Source organism: Rhodovarius lipocyclicus (assembly GCF_009900765.1).
GTDB lineage: Bacteria > Pseudomonadota > Alphaproteobacteria > Acetobacterales > Acetobacteraceae > Rhodovarius > Rhodovarius lipocyclicus.
In genome coordinates this window covers 515,346-537,284 of sequence record NZ_JAAABL010000001.1, presented here as the reverse complement: position 1 = coordinate 537,284, position 21,939 = coordinate 515,346, and the positions used below count along the sequence as shown (strand labels likewise).

20 protein-coding genes and 1 tRNA gene are annotated in these 21,939 nt (G+C 70.8%); 6 read left to right on the top strand and 15 right to left on the bottom strand.

All coding sequences use genetic code 11. From position 1 onward, the window contains the following. Positions 1-12: 12 nt before the first annotated feature. Positions 13-969 carry a Gfo/Idh/MocA family oxidoreductase gene (locus GT007_RS02760; RefSeq protein ID WP_160120014.1) on the bottom strand — a complete coding sequence of 319 codons (957 nt, stop codon included), beginning with the start codon at positions 967-969 and terminating at the stop codon, positions 13-15. 155 nt (positions 970-1,124) lie between these two features. Between GT007_RS02760 and GT007_RS02755 the strand changes: the two genes are divergently transcribed. After that, a complete protein-coding gene (locus tag GT007_RS02755; RefSeq protein WP_160120013.1) occupies positions 1,125-2,123 on the top strand; it encodes a Bug family tripartite tricarboxylate transporter substrate binding protein in 999 nt (332 codons plus the stop codon). Between the two features lie 13 nt (positions 2,124-2,136). Here the strand turns inward: GT007_RS02755 and GT007_RS02750 are convergent, their stop codons facing one another. Both GT007_RS02750 and GT007_RS02745 read right to left on the bottom strand, forming a co-directional pair. Continuing rightward, complete coding sequence (locus tag GT007_RS02750) at positions 2,137-3,015, bottom strand: LysR substrate-binding domain-containing protein (protein ID WP_160120012.1); 879 nt, start codon at positions 3,013-3,015, stop codon at positions 2,137-2,139. A 19-nt stretch (positions 3,016-3,034) separates the two neighbouring features. Further along, the gene (locus GT007_RS02745) at positions 3,035-5,083 is read right to left on the bottom strand and encodes a protein-disulfide reductase DsbD family protein (protein WP_236571453.1); all 2,049 of its coding nucleotides are present in this window, start codon (positions 5,081-5,083) and stop codon (positions 3,035-3,037) included. A 63-nt stretch (positions 5,084-5,146) separates the two neighbouring features. Between GT007_RS02745 and hisS the strand changes: the two genes are divergently transcribed. Beyond that, complete coding sequence (gene hisS, locus GT007_RS02740; RefSeq protein ID WP_236571452.1) at positions 5,147-6,385, top strand: histidine--tRNA ligase; 1,239 nt, start codon at positions 5,147-5,149, stop codon at positions 6,383-6,385. A gap of 6 nt (positions 6,386-6,391) precedes the next feature. On the opposite strand, the gene mdoH is transcribed toward hisS, so the two are convergent. The 8 genes from mdoH to rpmI form a co-directional block, all read right to left on the bottom strand. After that, positions 6,392-8,458: a glucans biosynthesis glucosyltransferase MdoH gene (mdoH, locus tag GT007_RS02735; RefSeq protein ID WP_160120010.1), complete on the bottom strand. Its 2,067-nt coding sequence runs from the start codon at positions 8,456-8,458 to the stop codon at positions 6,392-6,394. After that, positions 8,446-9,903, bottom strand: coding sequence for a glucan biosynthesis protein (locus tag GT007_RS02730; protein WP_160120064.1), 1,458 nt, complete (start codon positions 9,901-9,903; stop codon positions 8,446-8,448). Before GT007_RS02730 ends, mdoH begins: the two co-directional genes overlap by 13 nt. A gap of 147 nt (positions 9,904-10,050) precedes the next feature. Then, the gene (locus GT007_RS02725; protein WP_160120009.1) at positions 10,051-11,157 is read right to left on the bottom strand and encodes a TRAP transporter substrate-binding protein; all 1,107 of its coding nucleotides are present in this window, start codon (positions 11,155-11,157) and stop codon (positions 10,051-10,053) included. Between the two features lie 54 nt (positions 11,158-11,211). After that, the gene (locus GT007_RS02720) at positions 11,212-12,729 is read right to left on the bottom strand and encodes an acetyl-CoA hydrolase/transferase family protein (RefSeq protein ID WP_160120008.1); all 1,518 of its coding nucleotides are present in this window, start codon (positions 12,727-12,729) and stop codon (positions 11,212-11,214) included. Between the two features lie 149 nt (positions 12,730-12,878). Further along, positions 12,879-15,347 carry a phenylalanine--tRNA ligase subunit beta gene (gene pheT, locus GT007_RS02715; protein ID WP_160120007.1) on the bottom strand — a complete coding sequence of 823 codons (2,469 nt, stop codon included), beginning with the start codon at positions 15,345-15,347 and terminating at the stop codon, positions 12,879-12,881. 2 nt (positions 15,348-15,349) lie between these two features. Continuing rightward, positions 15,350-16,420, bottom strand: a complete 1,071-nt coding sequence (gene pheS, locus GT007_RS02710) for a phenylalanine--tRNA ligase subunit alpha (RefSeq protein WP_160120006.1) — start codon at positions 16,418-16,420, stop codon at positions 15,350-15,352. 96 nt (positions 16,421-16,516) lie between these two features. Beyond that, positions 16,517-16,873 carry a 50S ribosomal protein L20 gene (rplT, locus tag GT007_RS02705; RefSeq protein ID WP_160120005.1) on the bottom strand — a complete coding sequence of 119 codons (357 nt, stop codon included), beginning with the start codon at positions 16,871-16,873 and terminating at the stop codon, positions 16,517-16,519. A gap of 17 nt (positions 16,874-16,890) precedes the next feature. Next, a complete protein-coding gene (gene rpmI / locus GT007_RS02700; protein WP_160120004.1) occupies positions 16,891-17,097 on the bottom strand; it encodes a 50S ribosomal protein L35 in 207 nt (68 codons plus the stop codon). A gap of 237 nt (positions 17,098-17,334) precedes the next feature. Between rpmI and GT007_RS02695 the strand changes: the two genes are divergently transcribed. Together GT007_RS02695 and GT007_RS02690 are read left to right on the top strand one after the other, a co-directional pair. Then, entirely contained in the window at positions 17,335-17,973 is a 639-nt protein-coding gene (locus GT007_RS02695; protein ID WP_201451769.1) for a glutathione S-transferase family protein, read from the top strand. A 107-nt stretch (positions 17,974-18,080) separates the two neighbouring features. Then, positions 18,081-18,173, top strand: a tRNA-Ser gene (locus GT007_RS02690). 64 nt (positions 18,174-18,237) lie between these two features. Here the strand turns inward: GT007_RS02690 and GT007_RS02685 are convergent. Genes GT007_RS02685 through GT007_RS02675 form a run of 3 tightly spaced genes read right to left on the bottom strand, consistent with a single transcriptional unit; the run spans position 18,238 to position 19,852 of the window. Further along, positions 18,238-18,477, bottom strand: a complete 240-nt coding sequence (locus GT007_RS02685; RefSeq protein ID WP_160120002.1) for a thioredoxin family protein — start codon at positions 18,475-18,477, stop codon at positions 18,238-18,240. Between the two features lie 14 nt (positions 18,478-18,491). Further along, complete coding sequence (locus GT007_RS02680) at positions 18,492-19,547, bottom strand: permease (RefSeq protein WP_160120001.1); 1,056 nt, start codon at positions 19,545-19,547, stop codon at positions 18,492-18,494. Next, positions 19,544-19,852, bottom strand: coding sequence for an ArsR/SmtB family transcription factor (locus GT007_RS02675; RefSeq protein ID WP_160120000.1), 309 nt, complete (start codon positions 19,850-19,852; stop codon positions 19,544-19,546). Before GT007_RS02675 ends, GT007_RS02680 begins: the two co-directional genes overlap by 4 nt. 182 nt (positions 19,853-20,034) lie before the next feature. Between GT007_RS02675 and GT007_RS02670 the strand changes: the two genes are divergently transcribed. Together GT007_RS02670 and GT007_RS02665 are read left to right on the top strand one after the other, a co-directional pair. Then, positions 20,035-20,430 carry a hypothetical protein gene (locus GT007_RS02670; protein WP_160119999.1) on the top strand — a complete coding sequence of 132 codons (396 nt, stop codon included), beginning with the start codon at positions 20,035-20,037 and terminating at the stop codon, positions 20,428-20,430. A gap of 52 nt (positions 20,431-20,482) precedes the next feature. Further along, the gene (locus GT007_RS02665; RefSeq protein ID WP_160119998.1) at positions 20,483-21,307 is read left to right on the top strand and encodes a YoaK family protein; all 825 of its coding nucleotides are present in this window, start codon (positions 20,483-20,485) and stop codon (positions 21,305-21,307) included. 7 nt (positions 21,308-21,314) lie between these two features. On the opposite strand, the gene infC is transcribed toward GT007_RS02665, so the two are convergent. Beyond that, the gene (gene infC / locus GT007_RS02660; RefSeq protein WP_160120063.1) at positions 21,315-21,845 is read right to left on the bottom strand and encodes a translation initiation factor IF-3; all 531 of its coding nucleotides are present in this window, start codon (positions 21,843-21,845) and stop codon (positions 21,315-21,317) included. Positions 21,846-21,939: the final 94 nt, after the last annotated feature.

The following is a 21,939-nucleotide window of genomic DNA, read 5'->3' as shown; positions in this document are numbered from 1 at the left end:
AAGGCCCCCGGGTCACGCCCCCAGAATGGCCTCCACCACTTCCTGCACTTCCAGGGCTTCCCGCAAGGTGGCCAGGTTCTGCGCCCCGCCCAGCGTCAGCGCCGCCACCTTGTCCAGCTGCCCTTGCAGCACCATCGGCCGCATCTTCTCGTTCGGTAGCGCGTCCGGCGAGGGCTGGAACCCATCGGGCCCCAGCTTTTCCGCGATCGACCAGTTGCGCAGCCGCACGCTGCCATTCGCGCAGGTCAGCCGCCATTCATTGGCTTCGTCCTCAGTGATCCGCCCGACATCGCCCGTGATCTCCACCGGCACGCCGCCGGCCAGCAGCCTGGCGCGGATGGCCGTCTCGCTGCCGTCGCCGGGCGGGAAGGTGGCGTCGCGCTCCAGCAGGGTCAGGGGGCCGAGCTGGCGGCGGGTGAGGAACAGGAAGTGGGACAGCACCTCGCGCGTGAAGCCGCCCTCCGCGCGCTTGGCCAGCCAGCTGGCCGCCCCCTGCTGCCAGCCGCGCGGCCAGCGCCCGAAGCGCACGGCGATGCTGAGCGCGGCCGGCGCCCCCAGATCCTGCCGCCAGGCCGAAAGCTGCGCCACGGCGGGCGAGGAGGCCATGGGGAAGTTCACCGCCGCGCGCTGCCCGGCATGGGCGGCCACGAAGGCGCGCGCCGCCGCCAGATCGGCCGCCAGCGGCTTTTCCAGGAAGGCCGATTTGCCGGCCGCGAAGGCAGCGCCCGCGTATTCCAGGTGAGAGGAAGGCGGGGAGGCGACATACAGCGCGTCGCAGGCCGCGATCACCGCCGCCGCGCTGGGCAGCAGGGGCAGGGTGGGCGCGATGGCCGCCAGCTTCTCGGCAGCACCCGGCGCCGGGTCCCATACCGCCACGGGGCGGATCACCGCCTGGTCGTGGTTCAGCGCCGCGCGCAGCAGGCGCTCGCCCATGATGCCGAGGCCAATGATGCCGAGTGCGACCGCCATGCCGAATCCCCCAGGAAATGCGCGCGGAGGCTACAGCCTGCCCGCCCGGGCGCCAATGCGGGGGCGGGGCGGGGCGCATTCCACCGCCCTGGCCGGATTGTAGGACAATGACAGCGCCGTTACCTTTCATGCAAATGAGTGACCGGAGCTGCCCGATGACCACCGAACCCCTGTTCCCCTCTCGCCGGCTGTTGCTGGCGGGGCTTTCCGGCACCCTCGCGGCGCCCGGGGTGGCGCGTGCGCAGGACAATTGGCCGAACCGGCCCATCAAGGTGGTGGTGCCCTTCGCCGCCGGCGGGGCCACAGATGTCAGCGCCCGGGTGCTGGCGCAGAAGTTGACGGAGATCCTGGGCCAGCCCGTGGTGGTGGAAAACCGCCCCGGCGCGGGCGGCACGGCGGGCACGGATTTCGTCGTGAAGTCGGCTCCCGACGGCTACAGCTTCGTCATGGCCTCCGTCTCCAACACCGCGCTGGCCATGGGGCTGTATGCGCGCCTGCCCTATGATCCGGTGCGGGACCTGGCGCCGGTCGCCCCCTGCGTGCTGGCGCCGCTGGCGCTGGCGGTGCGCAAGGAGTTGAACGTCTCCACCCTGCAGGAATTCATCGCGCTGCTGCGAGCCAATCCGGGCCGCTACACCTATGGCAGCGCGGGCAATGGCAGCTCGGGCCATATCTCCTGCGTGGGGCTGCTGCAGATGACCGGCACCCAGGCCGTGCACATTCCCTATCGCGGCAGCGGGCCGGTGTTCAACGACCTGTTGGCGGGGGTGGTGGACTTCACCATCGACATCCCCGGCCTGATCAAGCCCCATGCCGAAACCGGCGCCCTGCGCGCCCTGGTGATGGCGACGGAGCGCCGTTCCTCCGTGCTGCCGGATGTGCCGACCAGCGCCGAGGCAGGGCTGCCCGGCTATAAGGCCTACTCGTGGTTCGGCCTGTTCGGCCCCGCTGGTACGCCGGAGCCGATCCGCACCCGGTTGGCCGCCGCGGTCAACACCGCGCTGACCGACCCGGCGGTGAACGCGCGGCTGGACAATGAGATGGGCATGCCGCCGATGCCGGGCTACACCCCCGCCCGCTTCGCGGAATTCCTGCGCGGCGAGATCGACTATTGGGTGCCGCTGGTGCGCGCGAGCGGCGCCAGGGCGGACTGAGGCGGGCGGGAGGCTACCCCGCCTCCCGGCACAGCTCACCCAGCATCTCTCGCAGGCGGTCCACCAGGGCGGATTCCTGGCTGCGGACCAGCAGCACATCGCGCCGCACCTCCGGCAGGAAGGGGCGGGCGATGACGCCCTCGGGCAGGCGCATGCGCGTCAGCCCGTCCAGGATGGCGTAGCCCAGCCCCTCCTGCACCATGGCGACGGCCGTGACAGCGCTGCCGATCTCCACGGCCAGCTGGCGCTCCACCCCCTCCTGCGCGAAGGCGGCGTCCAGGCTCTGGCCGAAATCCTGCCAGGCGGCGAAGCCCAGCTCCGGCTCGCCCGCCAGCATGGCCGGGCGCAGCACGGGCTCGGCGGCCAGGCGATGGCCGGCCGGCAGCACCACCACGCAGGCGGTGGTGCCGATCACCTCGCTGACCAGCCCGGGCAGCGCGATGGGGCTGAGCGACAGCCCCACATCCAGCCGGCGCGCCAGCAGCGCCTCACCCAACTCACGCAGGGGCAGCAGATGCACCGTCAGCCGGGCGGAGCGGCGTTCGGCCCTGAGGCGCGCCACCGCGCGCGGCACCAGCGTGACCGCGAGGGAGGAGGTGGCCCCCAGCCGCAGCAGCCCGCCGCGATGGCTGCCCAGGTCCCGCGCGAAAGCCTTGAAGCCCTGCAGCTCCGCATGCAGGCGCTCGGCCTCCGGCAGCAGGGTCACGGCCTCCGCGGTCGGCACCAGCCGGCCCGAGAGGCGCTGGAACAGCGCGAAGCCCAGCCGGTCCTCGCAATGGCGCACCGCCTTGGAGAGGGCCGGCTGGGAGACATTCAGGTATTCGGCGGCCGCCCGCAGGGTGCGGCACTGCATCACGGCGCGGAAGATCTCGATGTCGCGGGCGGTCATCATGCCCGGGGGGAGGGCGTGCTCACGTCGCGGCGCCGACGAGCCGCAGCAGCATCCCCTCGGTCAGGATCTGCGGCAGCACCACGGGGGCGCCCTGGCCCGCGGGGTAGAACAGGTACAGCGGCACGCCCTCACGCCCATGCTCGCGCAGCACGGTGGTGATGGCGGGGTCGCCGCGCGTCCAGTCGCCGGTGAGCCGGGCCACGCCGCGCGCGGCGAAGGCCGCCTGGGTCGCGGCGGTGTCCAGCGCCAGGCGCTCATTCACCTTGCAGGAGATGCACCAAGCCGCCGTCAGATTCACAAACACCGGTGTGCCCTCGGCCCGCAGCGCGGCCAGGCGCTCGGCCGACCAGGCCTCCCCGGCGGCGGCCGGAAGCTCCGGCGGCGGCGCGGCGGCCAGGCGCGGCAGCAGCGCCACGGCACCCGCCAGGGCCAGCAGCGCCAGCCCGCGCCCGATCCAGCCGCCGCCCGATTGCTGGGCCACGCCCAGCACCCAGGCGGCGAAACCCACCAGCACCGCGCCCACCAGCGCGGCCAGCACGCCGGTGGCGCCCGATTGCTCGGCCAGCACCCAGACCAGCCAGGCCGCCGCGCCATACATCGGGAAGGCCAGGCCCTGCTTCAGGCGCTCCATCCACGGCCCCGGGCGCGGAAACACCCGCGCGATACCCGGCGCCACGCCCAGCAGCGCATAGGGCAGGGCCATGCCCAGCCCCATCGCCGCGAAGACCGAGAGCATGGCCACGGGCGGCATGGCCATGGCCGCCCCCAGCGCCGCGGCCATGAAGGGCGCGGTGCAGGGTGTCGCCACCAGCACCGCCAGCGCGCCGGTGAAGAAGCTGCCGGCATGGCCGCCCCTGCCGGCCAGCCCCTGGCCGGCCGAGACCGGCCCGCCCAGCTGGTACACACCCGACAGATTCAGCCCCACCGCCAGCATCAGCCAGGCCATGCAGGCGACGAAGACCGGCGAGGTGAACTGGAAGCCCCAGCCCGCCACGCCCCCCGCCAGCCTGAGGCCCAGCAGCGCGCCGCCCACCGCCATGAAGCTCAGCACCACCCCCGCCGTGTAGCTGGCGGCATGGGCGCGGATCTCTCCGCGCGCCGCGCCGGACAGGCGGGCGAGGCTGAGCGCCTTCATCGCCAGGATCGGGAAGACGCAGGGCATCAGGTTCAGGATCAGCCCGCCAAGGGCCGCGAACAGCATCGCCTGCCACAGGGCCAGCCCGGCGGTCCCGGCGGGCACCGGCCCGGGCGTGGCGGAGACCAGATAGGCCCCGCGCACCCCCTGCGTGTCGGTGATGGTGACGATGCCCTCCACGCGTTCGGGCAATTCGGCCGTGCCGCGCGTCAGTGCCAGGCGCAGCGCGCCGTCGCGCAGCGTCATCGGCTGGGGGGCGGGGTTGTCGATCAGCTGCTCGGTGGCGGGGAAGAAGAAGGCCTCCCGCACCGCGCCGGGGGCCAGGCCCGGGCCCGCCACCTCGATGGCGCCGGCGGGGCCGTTGAAGCCGATGCGGGTCTGGAACGGGGCCTCGCGCGGCATGGCGGCGTCGGCCTCGGCGAAGCGGGCGGCCATCTCCGGCGCGGGGCGGGCCGCGGCCTCCACCGGCAGGGTCAGGGTGAAGCGGCCTTCCTCGGGGATGCAGACGCGCTCGCAGACCAGCCAGCTGGCCTCGGCCGTGATGGTCAGGCTCTCGCCCGGGCGGGCATCGGCGGGGGCGGTGAGGGTGACGGGGAAGATCGCCCGCCCCTCATAGCCGAAATTCAGCAGCGGGCCGTAGGGGATGCGGTGCGGTGCCGGGAACTGCAGCGGCCCGGCGGAGGCGCCCTCGGGCAGGGTGAAGTGCACCTCCGGCGGGCTGCCGGCGTCGCCGGGGTTGGTCCAGTAGGTGTGCCAGCCCGGCGCCAGATCCTGTTGCAGGGCCAGCCGGAACGGGCGGCCCGGGGCGATCGCCGCGTCCTCGGTGATGATGGTCACGCTGGCGCGGGGGGAGGTCACGCGCGGCGCCTCCGCCGCGCCGGCCGGCAGGGCGGAACACAGCAGCAGGGCGAGCAGCGGCAAGGAACGGACCATGCGCCTTAATGTGCTGCCTGGGGGCGGGATGACAAGCGCCCCAATCCGCGCCATAGCCGCCTGATGAGCAGCAAGATGCAACCGGTGCGCGGCACGCGCGATCTCATTGGCGCGGATGCCCGCCGCCATCACGCGGTGGCCGAGACCGCCCGCCGCACCGCCGGGCTCTATGGCTTCGAGGAATGGTTCACGCCGATCTTCGAGGACACGGCCGTCTTCGCGCGCGGGCTGGGCGATACCTCCGATGTCGTCTCCAAGGAAATGTACAGCTTCGAGGACCGGGGCGGCGACAGCATCACCCTGCGGCCCGAGGGCACGGCGGGCGTCTGCCGCGCGCTCGTTTCCAACGGGCTGACCCAGACCCTGCCGCAGAAGGTGTTCTACGCGGGCCCGATGTTCCGCTACGAGCGCCCGCAGAAGGGCCGCTACCGCCAGTTCCACCAGATCGGCATCGAGGTGCTGGGCGCCGCCGAGCCGCTGGCCGATGCCGAGGTGATCGCCTGTGGCTGGCAGATCCTGAACGCGCTGGGTGTGGCCGAGGGCGTGGTGCTGGAGATCAACACGCTGGGCGATGCCGCCAGCCGCGATGCCTATCGCGCGGCCCTGATCGAGCATTTCTCCGCCCACCAGGACAAGCTGTCCCATGACAGCAAGGTGCGGCTGGAGAAGAACCCCCAACGCATCCTGGACAGCAAGGATGAGGGCGACCGCGCCATCGTGGCCACCGCGCCCACCATCGACGCCTATCTGACGCCGGAGGCCGCCAGCTTCTTCGAGGCGGTGCAGGGCTACCTGACCCTGTTCGGCGTGCCGTTCCGCCGCAACCCGCGCATCGTGCGGGGCCTGGACTACTACAGCCACACGGCCTTCGAGTTCGTGACCGACCGGCTGGGCAGCCAGGGCACGGTGATGGGCGGCGGCCGCTACAATGGGCTGGTCGAGGAAATGGGCGGCCCGGCCACCCCCTCGGTCGGCTGGGCGGCGGGCATGGAACGCCTGTCCCTGCTGATGGAGGCGGTGGGCAACGACCCGCGCCCGCCGCGCCCCGTGGCGGTGATCCCGCAGGGCGAGGGGGCCGAGACGGCCGCGCTGAGCCTGGTCCAGAAGCTGCGCCAGGCCGGCATCACGGCCGAGATGGCCTATCGCGGCAATCTGAAGCGCCGGATGGAGCGCGCCAACCGCCAGAACGCCCATGCCGCGCTGTTCGTGGACGCGGCCGGCGCGATCGAGATGAAGAACCTCGACAGCGGCGACCAGTACGCGCTGAGCGAGGACGCGGCGATCGCGGCGCTGGGCGGGTAGGGTTTCTCAGCCCGCCCGTTCCAGCCGCAGCAGTTCCTCCAGCCCCTCGGCATCGGCCAGCAGGGCGGCCTTTTCCGCGCGGGTCAGCGCGGCGCCGGCCATGCTGTCGGCCTCCCGCGCTTTCACCAGCCCGGTCAGCAGCGGCACATGCGGCGGGGTGCCGCGCGCGCGGGGCGGGGGCAGCATGCGCTGGTGGGCCCGCAGCAGCCCGGGGTCCCGCGCCAGGCGCCGCACGGCGTCCTCGGGCGGGGGCTCGGGCAGGGCGCGCAACTCGGCGGCGCGGCGCAGCAGGGCGGGGGGTGCGCGGTCCTCCTCCGTGGCCAGCACGCCCAGGCCCGAGGCATCGCGCGCCGTCAGCGCGGCCAGCGGCACCGCCAGGATCAGCCCCAGCGTGACCGGCGTGGTCCAGGCCGCCAGCCAGGGCGAGACCAGCCAGGACGCCACCCCGAACACCACCCCCGCCAGCGTGTGCGGCCAATAGAGGCGCCACAGCTCCCGCAGGGGCAGCTGCCCGTCATCGCGCTGTTGCGGGCGCCAGCCGGTGTCGCGCCCGCGCAGGATGGAGATGACGTCCATGCTCTGGGAGAACATGGTGACCGGCGCCAGCAGCGCCGCCAGCAGGCTTTCCAGCAGCATGCCGGGCAGTGCCCGGGGCGCACGGGCCACGGCCAGCGCCAGCAGCTTGGGCAGCAGCAGCAGCCCCATGGTGCCGATGAACAGCCACATGGCGCGCACCGGGTCCACCACCGGCCATTCCGGGAACAGCGACCGCCCATTCGGGAAATAATCCGTCTGGCGGAGCCGCGCCTCCAGCGCGCTCAGCACGCCCAGCACCAGGAACAGCGCCCAGAGCGGCGCCGTGATGTAGGAGCCGATGCCCGAGAGCAGATGCAGCCGGCTGATGGGGTGCAGCCCGCGCGCCGGCAGCACCGCGGCGTGCTGCAGATTGCCCTGGCACCAGCGCCGGTCGCGCACCGCCTGGTCGGGCAGGGAGGGCGGGGTTTCCTCATAGCTGCCGCGCAGGCCCGGCACCATGTGCACGGCCCAGCCGGCGCGGCGCAGCAGCGCGGCCTCCACGAAATCATGGCTGAGGATGGAGCCGCCGAAGGGCGTGCGCCCCGTCAGATGCGGCAACCCGGCATGGGCCGCGAAGGCGCGGGTGCGGATGATGGCGTTGTGGCCCCAGTAATTGCCCTCCGCGCCATGCCACCAGGCGATGCCCTGGGCGATGGGCGGGCCATAGAAGCGCCCGGCGAATTGCTGCATCCGCGCCAGCAGGGAGCGCCCCTGCACGATCACCGGCAGGGTCTGGATCAGCCCCACATCCGGGTGGCGTTCCATGGCGGCGGCCAGGCGGACCAGCGCCTCGCCCTCCATCAGGCTGTCGGCGTCCAGGATCAGGAAATGCGGATAGGCGGCCCCGAAGCGCGTGACCCATTCGGCGATGTTGCCGGCCTTGCGCTCCGTGTTCGCGGCACGGCGGCGATAGAACAGGCGCTTGTGATCGCCCGTCGCCTCCCGCAGGGCCAGGAAGGCGGCTTCCTCTGCCACCCAGGCATCGGGGTCGGTGGTGTCGCTCAGGATGAAGATGTCGAAATGGTCCAGCGCGCCGAGCGCCGCCAGGGATTCATGCATCGCCCGCAGCCCGGCCATCACCCGGTGAGGCGATTCATTGTAGACCGGCATCAGCAGCGCGGTGCGGCTGGCCAGCGGCGGCGGCGGCCCCTCCAGCACGCCCAGCGCGTCCACCCCGCCCCGGCGCATCGCCAGCAGCCCGGCCAGCACGCTGGTGAAGGACAGCGCCACCCAGGCGAACAGCACCAGGAACAGCGCCAGCGTGGCGATCTGCAGGGTGGTGGGGCGGGCGATATCCAGCACCAGCCCCATCTGCCAGCCCGCCAGCCCCGCCAGCGCCACCGCGCCGCCCAGCACCGCCAGCCGCCGCCCCGCCATGCCGGGCGGCGAGGAAGGGAGGGTGCCGCGCTCCGGCGGTGCCTCTCGCAGGGATTGCGCCGGCATGGCCAGGGGCGCTGCCTCCGGCAGGGCCCGCCAGCCTGGCGTCACGCCGTCCATCGGTACAGCCAGGTTTCGCTGAGCGGTTGCTCGCCCGTCTTGAGCAGGGCCCGCAATTCCGAGATCCGCGCGCTGCCCGGGGCCAGTTCGAAATGCACGCGCCAGCCGCCGGTCTCGGGGTTGGGTTGCACCACCGGGTTGCGGATCTCGCCCTGGCTGGCGTTGACCTCCAGCTGCGGCAGATCGGTGCCGGCGGCGCGCCCGCCCTGGGTTTCCAGCACGAACAGCCGGCCGCTGCGCCCCGCGGCGCCCGAGCGGGTGGCGGTGAAGCGCGCCAGGCCGGTATCGCCCCGCCATTCCGGCAGCCAGTGCAGGCGATAGACCAGATTGTACTCCTGCCGGGCCTTCAGCGGCTCGGCCGGGCGCCAGAAGGCCACGATATTGTCGTGCACCTCGCTGTCGGTCGGGATTTCCACCAGCTGCACGGCGCCCTGGCCCCAATCCCCGATCGGCTCCACCCACAGGCTGGGGCGCTTCTCATAGGCGGCCTCCAGGTCGTCGTAATCGGCGAAGGCGCGGCTGCGCTGCATCAGGCCGAAGCCGCGCGGGTTCACCTCGGCGAAGCTGCTGACCTGCAACTCGCGCGGGTTGTGCAGCGGGCGCCACAGCTGCTCGCCGCGCGCGGTGGCGATCAGCAGCCCGTCGGAATCGTGCACGGCGGGGCGGTAGTCGTCGATGCCGGCGCGGTCATTGGGCGCGAACTGGTACATGCTGGTCAGCGGCGCGATGCCCACCGCGTCGATGTCGGCGCGCGGGTACAGGCTGGCCTGCACATCCATCAGCGTGGCCACGCCGGGGCGTATGGTGAAGCGGAAGGCGGCGGTGGCGCTCGGGCTGTCCAGCAGGGCATGCACCACGAGGGAATCGGCGCCCGGTGCCGGGCGTTCCAGCCAGAAGCTGCGGAAGACCGGGAATTCCTCGCCACGCTGGTCGGCGGTGCGGATCGCCAGCCCCCGCGCCGAGAGCCCATAACGCAGATCCTTGCCCACGGCCCGGAAATAGGAGGCGCCGAGGAAGGCGCAGACCTCATCCATCACATCCGGGCGGTTGATCGGCGCGTGCAGGCGGAAGCCGGCATGGCCGAAATCGGCGCCCGGCGCCTCGCCCTCGGGCAGGGTGAAGTTGGCGGGGTCATAGGCGATGGGGCGCGCGCGGCCGCCGCTCGCCTCGAACAGCTCCACCTTCTCCCGGTACAGGAAGCCGCGGTGGAACAACTGCAGCTGGAAGCCGGGCCGGGCCTCGCGCCACAGGGCGCGTTCGGGCCGGAAGCGCAGCCCGCGATAGGCATCGTAGTCGGCCTGGGCGAAGCGGCGGGGCAGGGTGGTGTCGGGCGCCTGGAAGGGGCGGCGTGCCATCTCGCGCGCCTGGGCGCGGACGGTGTCCTCGCCGAAGGGGGTATCGCCCGGCGGCGATGGCTGGGCCGACATCCGGCCCATGCCCGGCATGTTCAGGAAGATGGCGGCCCCCGCCAGAAGGGGGAGCGCGTGACGGCGTTGCAAGGTCGTCTCCGTGTCAGGGCGCGGGCAGGGGAGCCCACGCGCCTGTAACGGTTGCGGCGCCGGAAAGTTACGTGGCGATGCGGCGAAACCCGCTCAGCGCCGCGCGCCCAGCGAGGACACCAGATTGTCGAAGCCGAGCTCCGCCACGCGGAACCACTGGCGCATGTCGTCGCGCATGGGGGCCCACTGGTCGTAGATCTTCTTGAAGTCCGGGTTCCGGGCCGAGAGCTCCTGTTCCAGCGCCATCGCCTCGCGGTAGCAGGCCTCCGTCACCGTGCGCGGGAAGGGGCGCAGCTGGGTGCCCGCCGCCACCAGGCGGCGCAGCGCGGCGGGGTTGCGCGTGTCGTACCGCGCGACCATCCATTGCGTGGCCTCGTTGGCCGCGGTGCGGATCGCGGCCTGGTAGCTCTTCGGCAGCTCGTTCCACTTGTCCTTGTTGACGAACAGGTGGGTCATGGCCGTGCCTTCCCACCAGGCCGGGTAGTAGTAGAAGGGCGCCACCCGGTTGAAGCCCAGGCGCTCGTCGTCATAGGGGCCGGCCCATTCCACGGCGTCGATGGTGCCGCGTTCCAGCGCCGGGTACAGGTCCCCGCCCGGCAGCTGCTGCGGCACGCCGCCCAGGCGCTGCAGCACCTGGCCCGCGAGACCCGCGATGCGCATCTTCAGGCCGTTCACATCCTCCAGCCCGCGCAGCTCCCGCCGGAACCAGCCGCCCATCTGCGCGCCGGTCTGGCCCAGCGGCAGGCCGTGCACGTTGAACTTGTTGTACAGCTCGTTCATCGCGTCGATCCCGCCGCCCTCATACATCCAGGCGTGGTGCTGGCGGGTGTTCATGCCGAAGGGCATGCCGGTGCCGAGCGCGAAGGCGTCGTTCTTGCCGGTGTAGAAGAAGGAGGCGGTGTGGGTGCATTCCACCGAACCGGACTGCACCGCGTCCAGCGCCTGCAGCCCCGGCACCAGCTCACCGGCGGAGAAGACCTGGATGCGGAAGCGGTCGTCCGTCAGCTCCGCCACGATGCGCGAAAACACCTCGCCGCCGCCATACAGCGTGTCGAGCGACTTGGGATAGCTGGAGGTCAGGCGCCAGCGCAGCTGGGGCTGGCCGGTCTGGGCCAGGGCGGGGGCCGCGAGCACCGAGGCGACCGCGCTGGCGGTCGCACCAGCGGTCGCACCCTGGGCGAGCAGGTGACGGCGGTTCATGGACGTTTCCTCGTAATCACTGACCGAGCCTCATAGAATGGGGCCCGGCCGCGCTCAAGCCGCTTTGGCGGCGTGGGCGGCTTTCCATTCGTCCAGGAAGGTGAAGGCCTTGTCCAGCACATGGGGCGTGTGCCGCCCGTGCGGATTCCTCATCGCCATCTCCACATAGGCCCGCAGGGCCGGCTGGATGTCGGGATGCGCGCAGTTGTCGATGATGACGGCCGAGCGCTGCTTGGGCGACAGGCCGCGCAGATCCGAAAGGCCGCGCTCGGTCACCAGCACCTGCACGTCGTGCTCCGTGTGGTGCACATGGGTGGCCATCGGCACGATGCGCGAGGTGCCGTCCTTGGTGATGGAGGGCGTGACGAAGAAGGACAGATACCCGTTGCGCGCGAAATCGCCCGAGCCGCCGATCCCGTTCATGATGCTGGAACCGCGGATATGGGTGGAGTTCACGTTGCCGTAGATGTCGGCCTCGATCATGCCGTTGATGGCGATGATGCCCAGGCGCCGCACCACCTCGGGGTGGTTCGAGATCTCCTGCGTGCGCAGCAGGATGCGCTCGCGGAAATAATCCAGGTCGTTCAGCAGGATCTCCTGCCCCTCGCGGCTGAGCGAGAGCGCGGTGGCCGAGGCATGCACCATCTTGCCCGAGCGCAGCAGCTGCAGCATGCCGTCCTGGATCACCTCGGTGAAGGCGGTCAGCCCCTCGAAGGGCCCGGCGTCGAGCCCCGCCATCACGGCGTTGGAGACATTGCCCACCCCGGACTGGATCGGCAGCAGGGAGGGCGGCAGGCGACCCTGCTTCACCTCATGGCCCAGGAATTCCAGGATGTGCCCCGCGATGGCCTGGGAGGTGGCGTCGGGCGCCGAGAAGCTGATGCCGCGATCGGGCTCGTTGGTCTCGACGATGGCGATGATCTTGGACGGGTCGCAGCGCAGGAAGGGCTCGCCGATGCGGTCGTCGGTCTTCAGGATCGGCACCGGCTTGCGGTGCGGCGGCAGGGCGGTGCCGTAATAGACGTCATGCATCCCGGCCAGCCGGGCATCCATGCCGGAGTTGACCTCGATGATCACCTTGTCCGCGAGGTCGAGCCAGGTCTTGTTGTTGCCGACCGAGGAGGAGGGCACGAGGCTGCCATCGGGGTTGATGGCCGTGACCTCGACCAGCGCCACGTCCAGCTTGCCCAGGAAGCCGAACCAGGCGTGCTGGGCGACGTGGGAGAGGTGGATGTCCATGTATTCCAGCCGGCCGGCGTTGATGTATTCGCGGCAGGTGGGGTCGGACTGGTAGGGCAGGCGCATCTCGATGCCGTCCACCTTGGCCATCGCGCCGTCCAGCTCGGGCGAGGTGGAGGCGCCAGTCCAGATGCTGACCTTGAAGGGGCGGCCCTGGGCGTGCTCGGCCTCGATGCGGGCGGCCAGCGCCGAGGGGACGGATTTGGGATAGCCCGCGCCGGTGAAGCCGCTCATGCCGATGGTCATGCCGGGGGCGATGAGTTCGGCGGCCTGCGCGGCCGTCATGACTTTGTCCTGCAGCCCTGGGGCGAGGATGCGCGGGTTCTGGGTCATTCCAATTCCACTCTCTTGCACGCAGAAGGGGGCAGCCCTGTTGCCAGGACCACCCCCCTCCCTTGACGTCTTGTCGCCACCGCCCGGAGGCGCTGCCGTTCCTGCCGAAGTGCAGGAAATTGACAATGCATGCAAGCCTGCGGGCCGGCTTATCCCCGCAGGGTGGCGCCCGTCGCCTTGGTCACGGCCGCGACCAGTTTCTGGCTGGCGGCCTCGATCTCGGCATCGGTCAGGGTGCGCTCACGCGGCTGGAAGGTGGCCTGGATGGCCAGGCTGACCTTGCCCTCTGGCAGCTTCTCCCCGGCGTAGCGGTCGAAGACCACCACATCGGTGATCAGCGCCTTGTCCGCGCCGCGGGCGGCCCGCAGCAGCGTCTCGGCGGGCACCGAGGCGTCCAGCAGGAAGGCGAAGTCGCGCCGCAGCGGCTGGAAGGCCGGCAGGTCGGGCACCGACTTCTTGCGCTTCTTGGGCTCCGGCACCGCATCCAGGAACACTTCCGCGGCCACGGCGGCACCGGCCAGGCCGAGCTTGGCGCGCAGCGCCGGGTGCACCTCGCCGAACTGGGCCAGCACCGTCTTGCCGGCGCGGAACACGCCAGAGCGGCCGGGGTGGTAGTAGGACGGCGCGTCGGCGCTGACGGTGACACCCGCCATGGCCACGCCCAGCGCCTCCAGCACCGCCTGGGCATCGCCCTTGGCGTCCAGCGCGTCCACCGGCCGGGCGGGGACGGCCCAGTTCAGCGCGGTCGAGCCGGTGCGGATGGCCACCGCGACCAGCTTCTGGCCCTCCGGCCCCGGGCCGGTATAGCCGCCGCCGACCTCGCTGAGCGCCACATCCGCGAAGCCGCGCGCGGCGTTGCGGGCGGCCGCCGCCAGCAGGCTGGCCACCGGGCTGGGGCGCATCTGGTCCAGGTCGGAGGCGATGGGGTTTTCCAGCGTCAGCGCCGGGTCGCCACCGCCGAACAGCTTCGCCGTCGGGCCGTCGATGAAGCCGTAGGTCACGTTGTCCAGGCAGCCACGCGCGGCCAGCAGCCGGCGGGCCAGCTTCTCACGCACCTGCTTCGAGCCCAGCGCCGGCGGCGGCACGGCGGCCACCACGGGCAGGGAGACGGGGGGGATGGTGTCCAGCCCGCCCAGGCGCAGCACTTCCTCGACCAGATCGGCCTCGGCCTCCACGGCCTCGCAGCCCTCGCGGGCCTTCCGGGCGCGCTCGGCCGGGATGTCCTTGGCCTGGTCCAGCACGATGGGGGCCGCGATGTCGTTGCGCCAGGAGGGCACGGCGACCGTCACGCTGGTGGCGTTCTCGGCGAGGGTGGTGAAGCCCAGCCGGTTCAGCCGGGCCACCGCTTCCTCCCGCCCGATGGCCAGGCCGCCGAGCCCCGCCAGCCGCTCGAAGCGCAGCGTGGCGCTGCGGCGCCAGGCGGGTTCGGTGCCGGCTTCGGAGATCTCGGACGCCTCGCCGCCGCAGATCTCCTGGATCAGCGCGGTGGCCAGTTCCAGCGCGGTGCGGGGCAGTGCGGGGTCCACCCCGCGCTCGAAGCGGGCGCGGGCATCGGTGAACACATTGTGCCGGCGGCCCGAGAGGGCGATGCGCACCGGGTCGAACACCGCGCATTCGATGAAGCACTCGGTGGTGGTCTCGTCGCAGCCGGTGGGCTCGCCGCCGATGATGCCGCCCAGCGCCTCGGGGCCGCTCTCGTCGGCGATGATGCCGTCCTCGGGCGTCAGGGCGTAGGTCTTGCCGTTCAGGGCTTCCAGCGTCTCGCCCTCACGCGCCATGCGCATGGACAGCGTGCTGCCCTTCACCTTGGCCACGTCGAACACATGCAGCGGGCGGCCCAGGCCATAGGTGAACAGGTTGGTCACATCCACCAGCGCGTTGATCGGGCGCTGGCCGATGGCGTTCAGCCAATCCTGCATCCATTGCGGCGAGGGGCCATTCTTCACCCCCCGCACGGCGCGGCCCAGCACCCAGTCGCAGGCGCGCGGGTCCTCGACCCGCCAGCTGAGCGGGGAGGGGTAGGCGGGCGTGATGGAGGGCACGGTGATGGGCTTCAGCTTGCCGAGGCCGGCGGCGGCCAGGTCGCGCGCGATGCCATGGACCGAGAGCGCATCGCCCCGGTTCGGCGTCACCTTGATCTCGATGATCGGGTCGTCGAGCTTAGCGTAATCGACATAGGGCGTGCCGATCGGCGCGTCGGCCGGCAGTTCCACGATGCCGTCATGGTCCTCGCCCAGGGCCATTTCGCGGAAGGAGACCATCATGGCCTCGCTCTTCACGCCGCGGATCTCGCCGGCCTTCAGCGTGATGCCGGTGCCGGGGACGAAGGTGCCGGGCAGGGCGGCGACGCCCACGAGGCCGGTGCGGGCATTGGGCGCGCCGCAGACCACGGAGCGTTCGGTGCCGTCGCCGATATCCACCCGCAGCTGGCGCAGGCGGTCGGCGTTGGGGTGCTGCACCGCCTCGACGATGCGGGCGATGACGAAGGGGCGCAGGGCGGCGGCGCGGTCCTCCACGCCCTCCACCTCGATGCCGATGCGCGTCAGCGTCTCGGTGATGGTGGGCAGGTCGGCGGTGAAGTCGAGATGCGCGCGCAGCCAGGAGATCGGGAACTTCATCGTCACACGCCCTCATGCAGGGAGGCGGGGGAAAGCGGGCTGCTGCCGTAATGGCGCAGCCAGCGCACATCGCCCTCATAGAAGGGGCGCAGGTCGGGGATGCCGTGCTTCAGCATGGTGATGCGTTCGATGCCCATGCCGAAGGCGAAGCCCTGCCACTCCCGCGGGTCCAGGCCGCAATTGGCCAGCACGCGGGGGTGGACCATGCCGCTGCCCAGGATCTCCAGCCAATCGCCGCCGCCGCCGAGTTCGCCGGTCTTGCGCGACCAGCCGATATCCACCTCCATCGAGGGCTCGGTGAAGGGGAAGTAGCTGGAGCGGAAGCGCACCGGCAGGTCGGCGATGTTGAAGAAGCTGCGCAGGAAATCCGTCAGGCAGCCCTTGAGGTGGCCCAGGGTGATGCCGCGGTCGATCACCAGCCCCTCCACCTGGTGGAACATGGGGCTGTGGGTCGCGTCATGGTCGGCGCGATAGGTGCGGCCGGGGGCGATGATGCGGATGGGCGGTTCCTGGCCGATCATGGTGCGGATCTGCAGGGGGCTCGTTTGCGTGCGCAGCACCAGCGGGCGGCCATCGGGGCCGGTGCCGGGCATATAGAAGGTGTCCTGGTCCTGCCGCGCCGGGTGGTGGTCGGGGATGTTCAGCGCCGCGAAATTGTACCAGTCGCCCTCGATGTCCGGGCCCTCGACCACCGAGAAGCCCATGGAGCCGAAGATCGCCGTCAGTTCCTCGATCGTGCGGTTGATCGGGTGGATGGCGCCTTGGGCGATGGGGCGGGGGGGCAGGGACATGTCCTGGCGCTCGGAGGCCAGGCGGGCGTTCAGCGCCGCTTCCTCCAGCACCGCGCGGCGGGCGTCCAGCGCGGCCTCGACGCGGGCGCGCACGGCGTTCACGGCCGCACCCCGGGCCTTGCGTTCCTCGGGCGGGACGGCGCCGAGGCCCTTGAGCAGGGCGGTGACGGCGCCGCTCTTGCCCAGGGCCGCGACGCGCACGGCGTCCAGCGCGCGCAGGTCGGCCGCGGCGGCGATCTCCGCCTCCGTGCTGGCGGCCAGTTGGTCGAGATCGTCGGACATGGGCAAGGGCCTTAGAGGTCAGGGCTTAAGACAAAAAAAGCCGCCCCCCGTTGCCGGTGGGCGGCCCTGCATACCCCTGTGGAGGGGTGCGACTTCTTAGGCGCGGGCCGCCTTGGCTGTTTCCACCAAGGCCGCAAACACCGCCGGCTCATCATAAGCGAGCGCGGCCATGACCTTGCGGTCCATCTCCACGCCGGCCAGCTTGATGGCCGAGATGAACTGGCTGTAGGTCAGCCCATGCTCACGCACGGCGGCGTTGATGCGCTGGATCCACAGGCCACGGAATTCCCGCTTCTTCACGCGGCGGTCGCGATAGGCGTACTGGAGCGCCTTCTCGACCCGCTCCAGCGCGGGGCGGTAGTTCGTGGAGGAACGGCCCACATAGCCCTTGGCGAGCTTCAGGACCTTCTTGTGACGGGCGTGGGCGGTAACGCCGCGCTTAACACGTGCCATGGTTCAGATCCTCCCGATTACCGGCTCAGCCCATAGGGCAGCCACTGCTTCACCGTCTTGGCGTCCATCTCGGTCAGAGTCTGGCTGCCGCGGTTCTGGCGCTTGGCCTTCTGGGAGCGGTTGCGCAGCATGTGCCGCTTCTTGCCGGGGCCGGCGAGCACCTTGCCCGTACCGGTGATCGTGAAGCGCTTCTTCACGCTCGACTTCGTCTTCATCTTGGACATTGGGCCCTCCTTGCGGCGGAACCGCCCCCTGCCGGCCTTATCAAGGGCCAAACCGCACCATGCGGGGGGGCGAGCATCACCGGCCGGGCTGTCCAGGGCCTCGGCGCGGTGGCGGGCGTATAGCGGGTGGGGCGGGGGCCGTAAAGGGCTTGTCATGACGGCTGGCCCGCGCGCACCGCATGGACAGGGCATAGGGCCAATGCGACGCTTGCCCAACCCGAGCGAAGGAGGATGCGCGTGATCGAGCTGTGGACCTGGGATACGCCCAACGGGCGCAAGATTTCCGTGGCGCTGGAGGAGATGGGCCTGCCCTATTCCGTGCACACGGTGAATATCGGCAAGGGCGAGCAGTTCAACCCGGAGTTCCTGGCCTTCGCCCCCAACAACCGCATCCCCGCCATCCGTGACCCGGAGGGGCCGGACGGCAAGCCCATCACCGTGTTCGAGAGCGGGGCGATTCTGCTGTACCTGGCGGAGAAGACCGGCAAGTTCCTGCCGAAGGACCTGCGCGCCAAGGTGCCGGTGCTGGAATGGCTGATGTGGCAGATGGGCGGGTTCGGCCCGATGCCCGGCCAGGTGCACCACTTCCTGATGCAGCCCGAGGGGCCGGCGCGCGATTACGGCGTGAAGCGGTATGGCGATGAGACCAAGCGCCTGTACGGCGTGCTGGACCGCCGGCTGGCGGGGCGGGACTTCGTGGCGACGGAAGGCACGCCGAGCATCGCCGATTTCGCGATTCTCGGCTGGGCCTGGCGGCATGAACGGCACCTGGTGCCCTTCGGCAGCCTGCCCAATGTCGCCGCCTGGTATGAGCGGATGATGGCGCGCCCGGCCACGCAGCGCGGTTTCGCGGTGAAATTGAACGACGCGGTCTGACTGGCGGGGTGAGGAAGTTCGGCGCGGGGGTTTGACGTCCCCGCGCGGGACGGCTACATCCCGCGGCAACGGGGCATACGCCGTGTCAACTTCGTTTCTCACCCTGCGGAGGGGTGGCCGAGTGGCCGAAGGCGGCGGTTTGCTAAACCGTTATAGGGGGATAACCCCTATCGTGGGTTCGAATCCCATCCCCTCCGCCACTCTGTCCTTCCCCGACAGGCGTCTCCACCCAGCCAGGGCCCCAGGCCCGCGCGGCCTGTCCCCTCAGCCCGCCGCCAGCCACCCCGACAGGTCTTCCGCCTTCGGCAGCCCGCCGGCGTGCACCACCTTGCCATTGACGACGATGCCGGGCGTCGAGGCGATGCCATAGCCCGCGATCGCGGCGTAATCCGTCACCTTCTCGACCGTGACCTCGATTCCGAGCTTCGCGGCCTCGTCGCGCACCATCTGGGCCGTGGCCTCGCAGCGCTTGCAGCCCGGGCCCAGCACTTTCACGTCTTTCACAACTCGTCTCCTTGTCAGGCGAACAGCAGGTTGAACAGAAAGCCCACGCCCAGGATGCCGCAGCCCACCACCGCCACGAACACGGCGATCAGCTTCAGGCTCAGCACCTTGCGCAGGATGATCATCTCGGGCAGCGACAGCGCGATCACGCTCATCATGAAGGCGAGCACGGTGCCCAGCGCCGCCCCCTTTCCGATCAGGGCCTCGACCACCGGGATGATGCCGGCGGCGTTGGAATACATGGGAATGCCCAGCAGCACCGCCGCCGGCACCGACCACCAGGCGTTCCGGCCCATGATCGAGGCGAGAAGATCGGCCGCCACATAGCCATGGATGAAGGCGCCCGCGGCGATGCCCGCGATCATCCATAGCCAGACCCTGCCGACGATGTCCTTCACCGCCTCGATGCCCGCCCTGATGCGGTCGGCCACGCTGATGTCGGCGGAAGGCAGCTCGACCGCGCCGGCGCGCACGTTGCGCACCCAATCCTCCAGCCAGGATTCCAGCTTCAGCCGCCCGATCACCCAGCCCGCGACCACCGCGACGCCGAGCCCGAAGCCCAGATAGGTGAGGGCCACCTTCCAGCCCAGCAGCGCGAACAGCAGCCCCAGCGCCACCTCATTGACCATCGGGGCCGCGATCAGGAAGGAGAAGGTGACGCCCAGCGGCACGCCGGCGGAGACGAAGCCGATGAACAGCGGCACCGCGGAGCATGAGCAGAACGGCGTGACGACCCCCAGCCCGGCGGCGGCGATGTTCCCCACGCCCTCACGCCGGCCGGCCAGCAGGGCGCGCGTGTGCTCCGGCGAGAAGAAGGAGCGCACCACGCCCATGGCGAACACCACCAGCGTCAGCAGCAGCAGCACCTTCGGCGTGTCATAGATGAAGAACTTCAGGGCCTCATGGGCGCGGCTGCCGGGGGCGAGCGGCAGCAGGCCGGCCGCCCATTCCGAAAACGGCGCGAGCTGGGCGTACAACAGCGCCCACAGCGCCAGGGCCGCCGCCGTGGCCGCCAGCCAGCGCAGCGGGTTGTCGCGCTGATGGCGGGGGGGAAGGGTGGTGGCGCTCATGCCGCGCTCCTTTCGTCGTGTTGCCGCGCGGCCGGCTCCGCATCGAGCACGGCGCGGACGACCTGCCCGAGATCCGCCGGGACAGCCGGGTTGAGGCGATAGCGCACCCATTGCGCATCGCGCCGGTCCAGCACGAGGCCCACTTCCTTCAGTGTCGCCATATGCCGCGACATGGTGGACTGGCCGGTCCGCAGATGCGCCATCACCTCGCACAGGCAGAGTTCCGCGCGCCACTCCAGCAGCCGCAGCGCCTGGCGGCGGGCCGGGTGCGACAATGCGGCGAGAAGGGCGTCCAGGCTGCTCATGCCTCGCTTATCGCGCCGGATGCATATGCGGGCCATGACATGCATCAAGCCGGCCCATCTGCCGCTATGCCGCCGTGAGGCCCGCCCCTATCGCCCCCATAGCCTCCATCGCATGGCGTCGCCTGTGCGCCTCCGCCACACTCCGCCGCATCGGTCCCGATGCAGGGACGGGAGAGAGCGCCATGACCTTCACCAAGACCGCCTTCGCCGCCGCCTGTGTCGTCGCTGCCGTCGCCACCCCCGCCGCCGCGCAGCAGGTCCGCTACTGCAACGGCGCCCTGGTGGCCAATTCCTTCTACAGCAACGTCATGTCCAACGGCCGGATGGCCTTGGTGGAGTATCATGGCCAGTTCCAGAACGCGGATCCCAGCCGGCGCGCCATGACGGCCACGATGCTGTCCATCGCGCGCATCGGGAACTTCACCGTGCTGCGCCCGGTCGCCCGCTTCGACCTGAGCGCTTATCAGCAGAAGGACATCACCCTGCTGGCGCTGCAGGTGAACAACCCGGCCGGCACCGGCGCGCCCACGCCCAGCACCGTGGGTCAGCAGATCCGCTTCACCTGTGCCTTCCGTTAAGGGCGCGCATCGGTGACTTGAGGCCGCCGCTGTGCCAGCATCCGGCATTCCGATGGCCATTCATCCCTATTCCCTTCTGCAGCAGCTGCTGCGCCCCGTCCGCAAGCTGGTCGCCGTCGAGCGCACGGAGGACCGGGACCGCCGACTCGCGCTCACCCTCACCTTCGTGGCGGGAGCGGTGAACGCGGGTGGGCTGCTGGCGATCGGGCAATACACCTCGCACATGTCGGGCATCATCTCCGCCATGGCGGACCATCTGGCGGTCGGCGCCTGGCTGCTGGTGGGGGGCGGGGTGGTGGCGCTGGGTTCCTTCATGGGCGGCGCCGCCATCTCGGCCGTCCTCATCAACTGGGCGCGCCGGCACCGGCGGCGGGCGCAATACTCCCTGCCCATGCTGCTGGAGGCCGCGCTGCTGGCGCTGTTCGGCACGCTGGGCGCGCTGCTGCCCGGCACGCTGGGCTTCACCGCCGCCGCCGTGCCCCTGCTGTGCTTCATCATGGGGCTGCAGAACGCGACCATCACCAAGGTCTCGGGCGCGCGCATGCGCACCACCCACATGACCGGCATCGTCACCGATATCGGGATCGAACTGGGCAAGCTGTTCTACTGGAACCGCCACCAGGGCGGATCGGGCCCGCACCCGCATGTGCGGGCGGACCGCGCGAAGCTGCGCCTGCTGGCGAGCCTGCTGGGCTGCTTCTTCGGGGGCGGGGTGCTGGGGGCCTGGGGCTTTGCCCTGCTGGGCTTCGCCGCCGCCCTGCCGCTGGCCGTGCTGCTGGCGGCCATCGGCGCCGCCCCGATCATGGAGGTGGCGGTCGTGCTCCAGGGGCGCAGAAACGGCCCCAGGCGCGGGCCCATTCAGGCACCGCGCCCGTAAGGGCCGGTTATTTCGGCGCCAGCACCATGATCATCTGGCGGTTTTCCAGACGGGGCATGGATTCCACCTTCACGGCTTCGGCGAGTTCGGTGCGGATGCGCTCCAGCACTTTCACGCCCAGCTCCTGGTGCGCCATTTCGCGGCCGCGGAAGCGCAGCGTCACCTTGACCTTGTCGCCGTCCTCGATGAAGCCCTTCATCTGCTTCATCTTGGTCTCGTAGTCATGGTCGTCGATGTTCGGACGGACCTTGATCTCCTTGATCTCGACCGTCTTCTGCTTCTTGCGGGCCTCGTTGGCCTTCTTCGCCATCTCGTACTTGTACTTGCCGTAATCCGTGATCTTGCACACGGGCGGCACGGCGTTCGGGCTGATCTCCAGCAGGTCGAGACCGACGGAGTAGGCGCGCAGCAGGGCGTCGCGCGTGCTCAGAACGCCGATCATCTCGCCATCCTGGTCGATCAGGCGCACCTGCGGGACGCGGATGTCCTCATTGACGCGGGGGCCTTCACGGCTGGGGGGTTGCTGGCCGGAGGGCAGTGGGCTTCGAGGTATGGCCGGGACTCCTGATATGTTTCGGGCGAATGTATGGCGATTCGTGCAACCCGCTGCAACGGGTTGTCACACGCCGAAT

What these genes read in the sequence shown, in the direction of transcription:
- GT007_RS02760 (WP_160120014.1), bottom strand. Translation starts at nt 969, where the DNA reads ATGGCGGTCGCACTCGGCATCATTGGCCTCGGCATCATGGGCGAGCGC.
- GT007_RS02755 (WP_160120013.1), top strand. Translation starts at nt 1,125, where the DNA reads ATGACCACCGAACCCCTGTTCCCCTCTCGCCGGCTGTTGCTGGCGGGG.
- GT007_RS02750 (WP_160120012.1), bottom strand. Translation starts at nt 3,015, where the DNA reads ATGATGACCGCCCGCGACATCGAGATCTTCCGCGCCGTGATGCAGTGC.
- GT007_RS02745 (WP_236571453.1), bottom strand. Translation starts at nt 5,083, where the DNA reads ATGGTCCGTTCCTTGCCGCTGCTCGCCCTGCTGCTGTGTTCCGCCCTG.
- hisS (WP_236571452.1), top strand. Translation starts at nt 5,147, where the DNA reads ATGAGCAGCAAGATGCAACCGGTGCGCGGCACGCGCGATCTCATTGGC.
- mdoH (WP_160120010.1), bottom strand. Translation starts at nt 8,458, where the DNA reads ATGGACGGCGTGACGCCAGGCTGGCGGGCCCTGCCGGAGGCAGCGCCC.
- GT007_RS02730 (WP_160120064.1), bottom strand. Translation starts at nt 9,903, where the DNA reads ATGCCGGGCATGGGCCGGATGTCGGCCCAGCCATCGCCGCCGGGCGAT.
- GT007_RS02725 (WP_160120009.1), bottom strand. Translation starts at nt 11,157, where the DNA reads ATGAACCGCCGTCACCTGCTCGCCCAGGGTGCGACCGCTGGTGCGACC.
- GT007_RS02720 (WP_160120008.1), bottom strand. Translation starts at nt 12,729, where the DNA reads ATGACCCAGAACCCGCGCATCCTCGCCCCAGGGCTGCAGGACAAAGTC.
- pheT (WP_160120007.1), bottom strand. Translation starts at nt 15,347, where the DNA reads ATGAAGTTCCCGATCTCCTGGCTGCGCGCGCATCTCGACTTCACCGCC.
- pheS (WP_160120006.1), bottom strand. Translation starts at nt 16,420, where the DNA reads ATGTCCGACGATCTCGACCAACTGGCCGCCAGCACGGAGGCGGAGATC.
- rplT (WP_160120005.1), bottom strand. Translation starts at nt 16,873, where the DNA reads ATGGCACGTGTTAAGCGCGGCGTTACCGCCCACGCCCGTCACAAGAAG.
- rpmI (WP_160120004.1), bottom strand. Translation starts at nt 17,097, where the DNA reads ATGTCCAAGATGAAGACGAAGTCGAGCGTGAAGAAGCGCTTCACGATC.
- GT007_RS02680 (WP_160120001.1), bottom strand. Translation starts at nt 19,547, where the DNA reads ATGAGCGCCACCACCCTTCCCCCCCGCCATCAGCGCGACAACCCGCTG.
- GT007_RS02675 (WP_160120000.1), bottom strand. Translation starts at nt 19,852, where the DNA reads ATGAGCAGCCTGGACGCCCTTCTCGCCGCATTGTCGCACCCGGCCCGC.
- GT007_RS02670 (WP_160119999.1), top strand. Translation starts at nt 20,035, where the DNA reads ATGACCTTCACCAAGACCGCCTTCGCCGCCGCCTGTGTCGTCGCTGCC.
- GT007_RS02665 (WP_160119998.1), top strand. Translation starts at nt 20,483, where the DNA reads ATGGCCATTCATCCCTATTCCCTTCTGCAGCAGCTGCTGCGCCCCGTC.